The organism is Amycolatopsis sp. NPDC043885 (assembly GCF_056435685.1).
Genome location: NZ_JBWKEA010000009.1, coordinates 95,573 through 107,945, shown reverse-complemented (window position 1 = coordinate 107,945; position 12,373 = coordinate 95,573). Strand labels below are relative to the sequence as shown.

Below are 12,373 nucleotides of genomic sequence, written 5' to 3'. Positions count from 1 at the left end.
GGCCGCCCCGAATCGCCTAAGGCTTGATCCCCACACCGCCGAGGCTCAGGTGGTTCAGCTCGGTCAGCGGGGCGAGCCGCGGGCCCTCCGGCCACCATTCGTGCAGGTGGACGACGCCCGGCTCGAGGAACTCCAGCCCGTCGAACAGTGACTCGATCTCGTCGCGGCCGCGGTGCACGGTGCGGTGCCCGGTGCTCGCCATGAGGTCGTCGAGCTTCCGGGCGAGCGCGCCGCGTGCGCCCTCGCCCGGAGTGAAGTCGTGGGTGATCAGCACGTAGGAGCCCGGCGCGATCGCGTCGACGTAGGCGCGGACGACGGCCCGCGCCTCGCCGAGGTCTTCGATGTGGTGCAGCACCGAGTTCAGGATCACCGCGATCGGGCGGTCGAACTCGAGGTGCTGGGCGACCACCGGATCGGCGAGGGTCTGCTCCGGATCGGCCGGATCCGCGCCGCTCACGTGTACGAGGAGGTCCTCCAGCAGCGCCAGCCCGTGCGCCTGGACGACCGGGTCGTGGTCGACGTACACGACCAGCGCGTCCGGGTTGTACCGCTGCGCCGCCTGATGCGTGTTCTCCGAGGTGGGCAGGCCGGAGCCCAGGTCGAGGAACTGGTCGATACCGCGGGCGTCGGCGAGGAAGCGGACCACCCGGTTCGCCCAAGAGCGGAACTCCTTGGCCATCGCCGCGGCGTCGGGGGCGATGGCGAGCAGGTCCTCGACCGCCCGCCTGTCGACCTCGTAGTGGTCGTGCCCGCCGAGAAGGACGTCCTTCATCCGGGCGAGGTTGGGCTTGCTGTAGTCGAGGGGAAGCGGGCGCCTCGGCACAGACCGGACCTCGTCCGAAGTCATGGACACGTTCCACCCTTCAGCCGCGCACGGGCAACGTGAACGCGCCCACGGCTCCCCTCGACATCGACGGACCGTACACAGATTACGACATGGCGTGCATCCAAGTGAACCTCCCCAAGGGCCTTGCCTACCTGCGGCGATCACCCGAAGACGAGCTCACGCCACGTGACACCGCCATCGGTGGTGCGGTACACCGCGGACCCACCTTCGGCGTCGGGAAGGCCGTCCACGACCACGCCGACCCGCTCGTCCGGGAAGTCCAGATCGTTGAGGCAGACGCCGCGGCCGCTGAGCACGGTCGTCGTCCAGGTCGATCCGCCGTCGGCGGTGCTGTGCAGGAATCCGGTGCCGCCGCCTTCCGCCGCGACGGTCGCCGCCGAGGGCGAAGCCGCGCTGAAGCTCTGGTTGATCCCGAGGGTGGGCGCCTGCCCCGTCCCGGTGAAGTACCCGCCGAGCTTCGGCGCGCGCCACAGCCGCCGGACGGTCGCCCCCGGCTGCGGCGTCCCCGGTCCCCCGCTGCACAGCGCCAGCACCTGTCCCCGCCGGACTCCGCTCAGCGAAGCCGTACTGTCCGCCGGGCAAGGCGCCGGCGCGGCCACGAAGGACAGGCCGTCCGACGACGTCCAGTACTTCTGGACGCGGTAGTCCGCCCCCATCGAAACCTGGATCCCGCCGCTGGTGGCGATGTCGCCGTAGGTCGAGGAACCGGTCACGGTGAATCCCGGGACCGGCAGGAGCAGCCGCGTGCCGGAGATCCCGGCGTACAGCGTCGTCGTCGACGGGGTGCCGAATCCGGTGACCATCGCGAACACCCGCGGACCCGCTTCGGCGATCTTCGAAATATAGAAGGGTTCCCGGACCCCGGCGAGGCGGACCTCGGACCATTTGACGCCACCGTCGTGGCTGGCGAGCAGCCTGGTGCCGTCGGAGAGGAACGCGACGCGCTCGTCGACCACCGTGAGTTTGACCTGATTGTGGTTGTCCGGCAAGGAGATCGGCGGTTCACCGACGCGGCGCCACCGCTTCCCGCCGTCGGTGGTCGACAGCAGGGACGCGCACCATCCGGGTTTGCCGCACGGCGAGAACCCGAGGACGAAGCCGTGCCGCGGCCCCGTCCAGCTCGTCGAGGCGGGAGCGAAACCCTTGGGCACCAGCGCATCGGCGGCGGCGGGCGGGGTGAAGACGGCCAGGGCGGTCAGTGCGGTGGCGGCGAGCGCGGCCCACCGGTTCGGCTTCATGACCACGGGACGTCCGGCACCCGCCCGGGTTGCCCGCCGTTCGGGGTGAACCCGCAGATCATCTCCGGTACGCTCGCAAACCTTGTTTCGCCCGGGGCCGGACCGGGTATACGGCGTTCGGCCGGTGAGACGGAGGTAGCACCGATGGACGACGCGGGTGCGCGTGCTGGTGGTGATGAGGAAGAAGACCCCGGGACCACTCAGCGCCGGTTCAGCCTGAACGTCCACGACCCGGACCATTTGCCGCGCAAACTCGCCGGCCGGTACGAGGTCGGGGAGCTGCTCGGCCGCGGCGCGACCGCGCGCGTGTTCCGCGCCTGGGACCTGCGCGAAGGGCGCGAAGTCGCGCTGAAACTGTTCCACGCGGACACGATGGCCAGGGACGAGCGCCGCCGGGAGCAGGAGATCCAGACCCTCAGCGCGGTCCGACACCCCGGGCTCGTCCCGCTGTACGACGCGGGCTCCGACGACGGCTACACCTACCTCACGATGCGCCTGGTCGAAGGCCCGAACCTCGCCCAGCGCCTGCGGTCCGGCCCGCTCCCCCAGGACGAGGTCGTCGAGCTGGCCGCCCGGCTGACCGACGCGCTCGCGCATGTCCACGCGCACGGCATCACCCACCGTGATCTGAAACCGGCGAACATCCTGATCGACGACGACGGTCCGTTGATCGGCGACTTCGGAGTGGCTCACGCCTTCGACGCGACCAGGGTGACCGAGACCGGCGGCGTCGTCGGAACGGCGGCGTACATGGCGCCCGAACAGGTCCGCGGCGAGAACGTCGGCCCGCCCGCCGACATCTATTCGCTCGGCCTCGTCCTGCTCGAATGCCTGTCCGGGGAGCGGGAGTACACCGGGACGCCGGTCGAGGCCGCGGTCGGGCGGCTGCACCGCCCGCCCCGAATCCCCGGCGGACTGTCGGCGACCATGACGACCTTGTTGCGCGGGATGACCGCGCGGAAGCCGTCGCAGCGGCCGACGGCCGCGGCCATCTCACGGATCCTGCTGGAGGATTCCACCGGGACGAAGGTGGTCCGGCTCGCGCCCGCGACCCGTAAGCGAGCGGCCGTGGTCGCCGCCGTCAGCGCGCCCGCCGCCGCGATCACCCTCGGCGTCATGCTGGCGCTCAACCAGACCGGGGTGCCCGCGCCTGCCCAGCCGAACGGAATGGTCCCCCCTGCGGTGACCGGATCGTCCGGCCCGGCGGCAGGCCGGGGACCGCAGTCCTCGGAGGCCGTCGAGGTGCCCACCCGCGGCCCGAAGGCGAGCAACGGCACGGTCGTGGTCACCGAAGCCGTCCCGGCTTCCGCGAAGCCGACCGGCACCACCGGAAGCACCAGCGCCACCACGGCACCGGACGGCACGACCGCTTCGAGCGACCGGCCCAGCACGTCGACGAAGCCGAGCAAGGGCAGGCCTGGGCCTCCGACGAAGAGCAGCAGGCCAGGGCCCCCCGGCTGAGCGACCGCGCAGCAGAGTGTGTCCACTGTGGACGATGATGGGAGACGGCGATGACCTACATCAACGACCCGCGAGAGCCGCAGGAAGAGATCGTCGAAGAGACACCCGCCAGGATCCGCGTCGTGCGTGTCGTCAACGCCGTCGTCCACGCGGTGTGCTGGATCTTCGCGCTGGTGCTGATCGTGCACATCCTGCTGGTGTTCGGCGAAGCCAACCCGGGGAACGGGTTCGCGCGGCTGATCGATCAGTGGTCGCGCGCTGTCTCGCTCGGCCTGCGGAACCTGTTCACCCCGGAAGGCCTCAAACTGCGCACCCTGTTCAACGACGGTCTCGCCGCGTTGCTGTGGCTGATCATCGGCGGCGTGGTGACCGACCTCGTCTCGCGGATCGGCCTCCCCGGCCCGAAGCGGGTCTGGTACCGGCGATCGCTCAGTTGAGCGAGCCCGGCTTCCCCTCCGGGGCGTCACCCGCCTGGGCCTGCTCGGCCTGAGCGTCGGTGACCTCCGGGGCGGCCGTGGTCTCCGCGGGCCGCGGGCGTTCCGGCTCGTGCTCGGTCTCGAAATGCTCGCGGCACCAACGGCCGTAGCGTCTGGCATGCACGGTCATCGCGGCACCTCCTTCTCCGCCACCCACGATCCCTCAGATCTGTGACGTGCGCCACTCGTTTATCCGGCGAACGCGGTGACGATCGCGGCGCAGAACGCGGGCAGGTCGTCCGGATTGCGGCTCGACGTGAGGTTGCCGTCGATGACGACCTCCTGGTCGACGACGGTGCCGCCGGCGTTGCGGATATCGGTGCGCACGCTGGGGTACGACGTGAGCGTGCGGCCGCGGACGACGTCGGCCTCGACCAGCGTCCACGGCCCGTGACAGATCACGCCGACGGGTTTGCCGCTGGTCACGAACTCGCGCACGAAGCGGACCGCGTTCTCGTCCGCGCGCAGATTGTCCGGATTCATCGTGCCGCCCGGCAGCACTAGCGCGTCGAAGTCGTCGACCGTGACGTCCTTGACGACGCGATCCACGGTGAACTTGTCCGCCTTGTCGATGTCGCCGTTCATGGCCTGGATCTCACCGGGCTCCAACGAGACGACTTCCGCCGTCGCCCCGGCGTCGGTGACCGCCTTGCGCGGCTCGACCAGCTCGACCTGTTCCACGCCGTCCGCGGCGAGGATGGCCACGCGGCGTCCGTTCAGCGATGTCGCCATCGGGTTCCCTCCTGAGGTCGTCGTCGCTCTCGGACTACCCCGGACCGCGACCGCCGAACCATGGGTATGAACTCCCGCCGCGGCGGGTATCAGCTCCCATGCGACTTCGGCGAGCGGACCTGGGGTCCCCCGGTATCCGGAGGCGGCGCGGAGGTCGTGGTTTCGGCTACCTGACCCCGGACGGCAAGCCGCTGAAGGACAGGGAAACGATCGAGCGGATCGACCGGCTGGCGATCCCGCCCGCGTGGCGGCGCGTGTGGATCTCCCCGCACGAGAACGCCCACATCCAGGCGGTCGGCATCGACGACGCCGGGCGGAAGCAGTACCTCTACCACCCCGAATGGCGACGGGCCCGGGACGAGGAGAAACACGAGCGCGTCCTCGCGCTGGCACGAAAGCTGCCCAAGCTGCGCGAAGTGGTCCGGGAGGATCTCGACTCGCGCGGCCTGAAACGGGAACGCGTGCTCGCCGGCGCCCTGCGCATGATCGATCTCGGGGTCTTCCGCACCGGCGGCGAAAGCTACGCCGACGAGCACGGCACCCACGGGGTGGCGACGTTGCTGTGCGAACACGTCGAACTCCGCGGCGAATGCCTGGTGTGCGACTACCCCGCGAAGCACGGCATCCAGCGGAAGGTCCGGCTGCGGGACGAGGCACTGGCACGGCTGGTCCGCTCCCTCCGGCGGGTGCGGGGCGGCGACGTGCGCCTGCTCGCCTATCGCAACGGTGACGGCTGGCACGAGGTGAAGGCCGACGACATCAACGACCGGCTCCGGGAAATCGTCGGGGACGGCTTCACCGCCAAGGATCTGCGCACCTGGAACGCCACCGTCCTGGCCGCGTCGGCCTTCGCGGACACGGAAAAACCGTCCAGCGAACGAGGATTGAAGCGGGTCGAGAAGGCCGTGATGACGGAAGTCGCCGAAGGGCTCGGGAATACGCCCGCCGTGGCGCGGAGGTCCTATGTGGACCCACGGGTGATCGAGGCGTACCGGCGGGATCGGACCGTCGAACGCGCGGTACGGCGAGCCGCGAAGGCGGCCAGTCCCGACGAAGCCCGCGGCATCGTGGAGCGGGCAGTGGTGCGGCTACTGAACGGGTCGTGAGGCTTCGATGGCGAGGACGGCGATGTCGTCGTGCGCCCCGCTGCCGAGCCATTCCCGCACCGCGGAACGGATCCGGGCGACGACCTCGCGGCCGGACAGCCCCTGGCACCCGGACAGCAGTTCACGCAGCCGTTCGTCCCCGAACAGATCCGGCGGCCGCTCGTGGTGCCGCGCTTCGGTGATCCCGTCGGTGTAGAGCAGGCAGACGTCGCCCTCGGCCAGCCGGATGGCCGTCTCGGCGAACCGGGCCTGCGGCGAGATCCCGACCAGCGTGCCGGGCAGGGTGATCTCGTCGACCCCGCCGCGGCGGCGCACCACCAGCGGCGCGGGATGCCCGCCGGAGGCCAAGGTGACGTCGAGACCGTCTTCGCCCGCCAGCACCGAACCGAGCACCAGCGTGGCGAACCGGCCGCTGCCGCCGGTGATGAGCAGGGAGTTCAGCAGGCTCAGCAATGTCGTGTTGTCGTGCTCGACGAGGTCGAGCGCGGCGAGGGTCTGCCGGACCCGGCCGGTGAGCGCGGCCGCCTCGGCACCCTTGCCGCAGACGTCGCCGAGGACGAACATCGCGCTGCCGTCCTCGCGCGGCAGGACGTCGTAGAAATCGCCGCCGACGTCGAGCAGCCCGCTCGACGGCTCGTACCAGACGTCGAACTTGACGCCGTGCACATCCGGCGGCGGTGTCGGGCGCAGCGTGGTCTCCAGACCGCGCGTGGCCTCTTCCTGGCGGGCGTAGCGGTGCGCGTTCGCCAGCGCCGTCCCGGCGGCGCGGGCGAACTCGGTCACCGCTCGCGGGTGGTCCTCGCCGAACGCGGGCGCGCCGCGCCTGCCGAGCACCACCGCGCCGGTGACCCCGGATCCGCCGTCGAATCCCAGTGAGACCACGGTCACCGACGAATGGACGGCGAGCCGTTCCGCGACGATCGCCGGCAGGGTCGCGATCTCCTCCTCCGGGACCGCTTTGGCTTCGAGTTCGTCCGTGGAGGCGAAAGTGCCGGCGAGCACCGGCGCCAGCTGGGCGGGGACGCGCCTGATCCGGCCGTGCCCGTGGGTGGTGCGGTGATCGCAGCTCCACCACTCCCACCGGCCGCGAGTGGTCGGCAGCAGCACGAAGACACAGTCGGCGAGTTCGGCCGCGGCGACCTCGGCGATCACCCTCGCCGTCCCGTGCCTGCCCCGCGCGGAGGCGAGCCTGGGCGCCGAGGCGGCGAGGAAACCGTCCACGCGCGGGCCGTCGGCCGCGACCGCGGAGGTCACCGTCCACGCGTGCCAGCCGCCGGGCAACGTCCGGATCCGCGCGGGGAACCGGCGGCCGGTGTGCTCGACATGCCCGACGTCGGGGCCTTCGGCGGTGAGCACCGGGCGGCCGCCGCCGAACAGCTCACGGGCGGCGGGATTCGACCAGCGCAGCGCGCCGCCGACGTCCTGCACGAGCACCGCGTCACGGACGTCTTCGAGCAGCTCGCGCCAGAACCGCCCGGATTCGGGCAGGGCTCCCTCACTCGTCGGGGGCGACGACTCCGAGGGGAGCGACGTCGAGGCCGGGGCGGGCCGTGACACCATTCCCGGACCTCCTCCTGCCTTGCGGGTAGCGCAGTGTGAGCGGGCGGACTGGCTCGAAGTGTAGGTCGAATCATGGCACGCTGATGCGACGACCATGGCTTGGCATGCGTGGTGGAGAGGGTCGACACAGATGACACAGCACTCCCAAAGGGACCGGATCCCCGTGGAAGGTGGTGGCGGCCAGGTGGACGAAGCGACCCTGGAACGCCTGCTCGCGGCGGCTCGTGACCTCGGGGACGGCAACTTCCGGCGGCGGCTCGTGGCGCACGGGGACGGACTCGCGGCCCAGCTCGCGGGCGCCTTCAACGACATCGCCGAACGGAACCAGCGACTGGTGACCGAACTCCTGCGCGTCCGCGAGGCGGTCGGCAAGGAAGGCAGGCTGACCGAGCGGGTGGCGGCCGAGATCGGCCCCGGCGGCTGGGCCACCGCGGTGGATGTCGTCAACGGGCTGATCGAGGACGTGAGCAGGCCCACGGCCGAGCTCAACCGCGTGCTCGGGGCGGTCGCCGAGGGCGATCTGTCCGAACCGATGCCGCTGGAAGTCGGCGGGCGGCCGCTGCAGGGTCAGTTCGCCGAAGTCGCGAAGACGGTCAACGGCCTGATCAAGCAGCTTTCGCGGTTCGCGACCGAGGTCACCAGAGTGGCCCGCGAGATCGCCACCGAAGGACGGCTCGGCGGGCAGGCCGAGGTCCCTGGCGTGGCGGGCACCTGGCGTGATCTCACCGACAACGTCAACGTCATGGCCAGCAATCTGACCGACCAGGTGCGCAACATCGCCCAGGTGACCACCGCGGTGGCGCGCGGCGACCTGACCCAGAAGATCAACGTCGACGCGCGCGGCGAGATCCTGGAGCTCAAGAACACCGTCAACATCATGGTCGACCAGCTCTCGGCGTTCGCCGACGAAGTGACCCGCGTGTCCCGCGAGGTCGGCAGCGAAGGCCGTCTCGGCGGTCAGGCGCAGGTCCCCGGCGCCGCGGGCACGTGGCGCGACCTCACCGACTCGGTGAACCTGATGGCGGACAACCTGACCGACCAGGTCCGCAACATCGCCCAGGTGGCCACCGCGGTCGCGCAGGGCGACCTCTCGCAGAAGATCAACGTCGACGCCAAGGGCGAGATCCTCGAACTCAAGAACACGCTGAACACCATGGTCGACCAGCTGTCCTCGTTCGCGGACGAGGTCACGCGGGTGGCGCGCGAGGTCGGCAGCGAAGGCCGTCTCGGCGGCCAGGCGACCGTGCCGGGCGTGGCGGGCACCTGGCGCGGGCTCACCGACTCGGTGAACCAGATGGCGGACAACCTGACCGACCAGGTCCGCAACATCGCCCAGGTCACCACGGCGGTGGCGAAGGGCGACCTGACGCAGAAGATCACGGTCGACGCGCGCGGCGAGATCCTCGAACTGAAGACGACCGTCAACACGATGGTCGACCAGCTCTCGGCGTTCGCCGACGAGGTCACCCGGGTCGCCCGCGAGGTCGGCACGGAAGGTCAGCTCGGCGGCCAGGCGCAGGTGCCCGGGGTCGCCGGGACCTGGCGCGACCTCACCGGGTCGGTCAACTTCATGGCGAACAACCTCACCGCGCAGGTCCGGAACATCGCCCAGGTGGCGACGGCGGTGGCGAAGGGCGACCTGTCGCAGAAGATCGCCGTCGACGCCAAGGGCGAGATCCTCGAACTCAAGAACACGCTGAACACCATGGTGGATCAGCTGTCGGCGTTCGCGGACGAGGTCACCCGGGTCGCCCGCGAGGTCGGCAGCGACGGGCGGCTCGGCGGTCAGGCACAGGTGCCCGGCGTGGCCGGGACGTGGAAGGACCTCACCGACAACGTCAACTTCATGGCGAAGAACCTGACCGACCAGGTCCGGAACATCGCCCAGGTCACCACCGCCGTCGCGAAGGGCGACCTGACGCAGAAGATCATCGTCGACGCGCGCGGCGAGATCCTGGAGCTCAAGAACACCGTCAACATCATGGTCGACCAGCTGTCGGCGTTCGCCGACGAAGTCACCCGGGTGTCCCGCGAGGTCGGCACCGAGGGCAAGCTCGGCGGCCAGGCCCAGGTGCGCGGTGTCGCCGGGACATGGAAGGACCTCACCGACAACGTCAACGTCATGGCCACCAACCTCACCGACCAGGTGCGGAGCATCGCGACGGTGACGACGGCGGTGGCGAACGGCGACCTGTCGAAGAAGATCTCGATCGACGCGCAGGGCGAGGTCGCGGTCCTCGCCGAGACGATCAACAGCATGGTCGAGACGCTGCGCGCCTTCGCCGACGAGGTCACCCGCGTCGCCCGCGAGGTGGGTACGGAAGGCATCCTCGGCGGCCAGGCCCGCGTGCCGAACGTGGCGGGCACGTGGAAGGCGTTGACGGACAACGTGAACGTCATGGCCGACAACCTGACCGGCCAGGTCCGCAGCATCGCGACGGTGACCACCGCGGTGGCGCAGGGCGATCTGTCGAAGAAGATCGACATCGACGCGCGCGGCGAGATCCTCGAACTCAAGACCACCATCAACACAATGGTCGACCAGCTCTCGGCCTTCGCCTCTGAAGTCACCCGCGTCGCCCGCGAGGTCGGCACGGACGGCACGCTCGGCGGTCAGGCGGAGGTGCCCGGTGTCGCGGGCACGTGGTCGCGGCTGACCGAAAGCGTGAACCAGCTGGCCGGGAACCTGACCACGCAGGTGCGGGCGATCGCGCAGGTGGCCACCGCGGTGACCGCCGGCGATCTGACCCGGCACATCACCGTCGACGCGTCCGGGGAGGTGGCCGAGCTCAAGGACAACATCAACCAGATGATCGCGAACCTGAAGGAGACCACCCGCGCGAACCGCGAGCAGGACTGGCTCAAGACCAACTTGGCCAGGCTGTCCGCGCTCATGCAGGGCCACCGGGACCTCGCGTCGGTGGCGTCGTTGATCCTGTCCGAGCTGACCCCGCTCGTGTCGGCGCAGCAGGGCGCGTTCTTCCTCGCCCGCGAAGACGAGCAGGAAGAGGTGGTCCTGGAGAGCATCGCGACCTACGGGCTGGCGAAATCCCAGACGGGCCTGCGGTTCTCCCCCGGCGAGTCGCTCATCGGACAGGCCGCCGTCGACCGCCGCACGATACTGGTCCACGAAGCCCCGCCGGAGTACGCGCTCATCTCCTCCGGGCTGGGTTCGGCCGCGCCGGTCAACGTGATCGTGCTGCCGGTGCTGTTCCAGGGCGAGGTGCTCGGGGTGCTGGAACTGGCGACCATCAACGCCTTCAGCACCGTCCACATCGACCTGCTGGAGCAGCTGAAGGAGACCATCGCGGTCAACGTCAGCACCATCCAGTCGAACTCGCGCACCGAGGCGCTGCTGACCGAATCCCAGCGCCTGGCGCAGGAACTGCGCGCGCGGTCCGAGCAGTTGCAGGCGCAGCAACGGGAACTGCGGCGGTCCAACACGGATCTGGCGGAGAAGGCGGCGCTGCTGGCGCAGCAGAACCGCGACATCGAGGTCAAGAACAGCGAGATCGAACAGGCGCGGCAGGAGCTCGAAGAGCGTGCCGGGCAGCTGACCATGGCGTCGCAGTACAAGTCCGAGTTCATGGCGAACATGTCGCACGAACTGCGGACCCCGCTCAACAGCGCGCTGATCCTCGCGAAACTCCTTTCGGAGAACCCGGACGGGAACCTGTCGGAGAAGCAGGTCCAGTTCGCCCGGACGATCTACTCGGCGGGCAGCGACCTGCAGCAGCTGATCAACGACATCCTCGACATGGCCAAGGTCGAGGCCGGTCACCTGGACCTGCAGATGTCCGACGTCACGCTGCCCGAACTGGTCGAGTACGTCGAATCGATCTGCCGTCCGCTCACTTCGGACAAGGGCCTGGAGTTCGCCGTCCTGATCGACCCGCCGGTGCCGTCGTCGATCCACACCGACGAACACCGTTTGCAGCAGGTACTGCGGAACCTGCTGTCCAACGCGGCGAAGTTCACCGACGAGGGCGGGGTGCGCCTGCACATCCGGATGGCCGATCCGGGCGAGGTCGAAGCCGACTCGCTCCGCAACGCCCCCGGCGTCCTCGCGTTCGCCGTCGAGGACACCGGGATCGGCATCGCGCCGGACAAGCTCGCGATCATCTTCGACGCGTTCCGCCAGGCCGACGGCACCACCAGCCGCAAATACGGCGGCACCGGGCTGGGGCTGTCGATCAGCCAGCAGCTGACGGAACTGCTCGGCGGCGAACTGCGCGTCCGCAGCGAACCCGGCAAGGGCAGCACGTTCACCCTGTACCTGCCGGTGAGCGCGGCGAACCTGGTGGTCCCCACCACCGCCGCGGCCGACGGTGTCCCGCTGATCATGGCCGTGCCGCAGGTGGCCCCCTCCGCGCCGTCACAGCGGTTCCACGGCGAGAAGATCCTGATCGTCGACGACGACCTGCGCAACGTCTTCGCGCTGGCCGCCGTGCTGGAGCGCAACGGCCTGGAGGTCATCTACGCCGAGACCGGCGTCGCGGGCATCCGGGCGCTGGAACGGCACGAGGACACCGCGCTCGTCCTGATGGACGTGATGATGCCCGAACTGGACGGCAACGCCACGATCACCGCGATCCGCGCCGAGGCCGCACACGAAGACCTGCCCGTGATCGCCGTCACGGCGAAGGCGACCGCGGAGGACAAGGCGCGGACGCTCGCTTCGGGCGCGGACGACTACGTGACCAAGCCGGTCGACACGGACAAGCTGCTGGACCTGATCGCCGCGCACCTCGAGGCGGATGCCGCCTCCAGCGGCCTCTCGCAGGCCGTGACGGGCGCCGGTGACGAATCGGAAGTCGGCGCGGACTGAGACTTCGGTCCAGGTGGTCGTGAGTGGCGTTTCGGGTTCTCCCCCGAAACGCCACCCCCGACCCCCCCGCGAAATCGCCCAGCCCGGCACCAACCAGACATCGGGTCAGAGAAAGTGTCGGCTCC

General features: G+C 70.0%; 9 protein-coding genes. 4 read left to right on the top strand and 5 right to left on the bottom strand.

Translation table 11 applies throughout. The annotated features are described in order from the left end of the window. Positions 1–16: 16 nt before the first annotated feature. Entirely contained in the window at positions 17–847 is an 831-nt protein-coding gene (locus AC069I_RS25330) for an SAM-dependent methyltransferase (RefSeq protein WP_478227626.1), read from the bottom strand. A gap of 140 nt (positions 848–987) precedes the next feature. Continuing rightward, entirely contained in the window at positions 988–2,085 is a 1,098-nt protein-coding gene (locus tag AC069I_RS25325; protein ID WP_478227625.1) for a sialidase family protein, read from the bottom strand. Between the two features lie 144 nt (positions 2,086–2,229). On the opposite strand from AC069I_RS25325, the gene AC069I_RS25320 reads away from it, so the two are divergent. Together AC069I_RS25320 and AC069I_RS25315 are read left to right on the top strand one after the other, a co-directional pair. Further along, entirely contained in the window at positions 2,230–3,546 is a 1,317-nt protein-coding gene (locus AC069I_RS25320; RefSeq protein WP_478227624.1) for a protein kinase domain-containing protein, read from the top strand. Positions 3,547–3,596: 50 nt separating this feature from the next. Beyond that, entirely contained in the window at positions 3,597–3,983 is a 387-nt protein-coding gene (locus AC069I_RS25315; RefSeq protein WP_478227623.1) for a hypothetical protein, read from the top strand. Here the strand turns inward: AC069I_RS25315 and AC069I_RS25310 are convergent. Beyond that, positions 3,976–4,152, bottom strand: a complete 177-nt coding sequence (locus tag AC069I_RS25310) for a hypothetical protein (protein WP_340687646.1) — start codon at positions 4,150–4,152, stop codon at positions 3,976–3,978. The two genes, AC069I_RS25315 and AC069I_RS25310, sit on opposite strands and share 8 nt — an antisense overlap. Before the next feature lie 59 nt (positions 4,153–4,211). Next, positions 4,212–4,754 (bottom strand): type 1 glutamine amidotransferase domain-containing protein, encoded by a 543-nt coding sequence (locus tag AC069I_RS25305; RefSeq protein ID WP_340687645.1) that lies wholly within the window; start codon positions 4,752–4,754, stop codon positions 4,212–4,214. A gap of 98 nt (positions 4,755–4,852) precedes the next feature. Here AC069I_RS25305 and AC069I_RS25300 point away from each other — a divergent pair, with 98 nt between their 5' ends. After that, entirely contained in the window at positions 4,853–5,860 is a 1,008-nt protein-coding gene (locus AC069I_RS25300; RefSeq protein ID WP_478266530.1) for a DNA topoisomerase IB, read from the top strand. Here AC069I_RS25300 and AC069I_RS25295 read toward each other — a convergent pair. Continuing rightward, positions 5,843–7,420 (bottom strand): SpoIIE family protein phosphatase, encoded by a 1,578-nt coding sequence (locus AC069I_RS25295; protein WP_478232194.1) that lies wholly within the window; start codon positions 7,418–7,420, stop codon positions 5,843–5,845. The two genes, AC069I_RS25300 and AC069I_RS25295, sit on opposite strands and share 18 nt — an antisense overlap. Before the next feature lie 130 nt (positions 7,421–7,550). On the opposite strand from AC069I_RS25295, the gene AC069I_RS25290 reads away from it, so the two are divergent. After that, positions 7,551–12,248, top strand: coding sequence for a HAMP domain-containing protein (locus AC069I_RS25290; RefSeq protein ID WP_478227619.1), 4,698 nt, complete (start codon positions 7,551–7,553; stop codon positions 12,246–12,248). Positions 12,249–12,373: the final 125 nt, after the last annotated feature.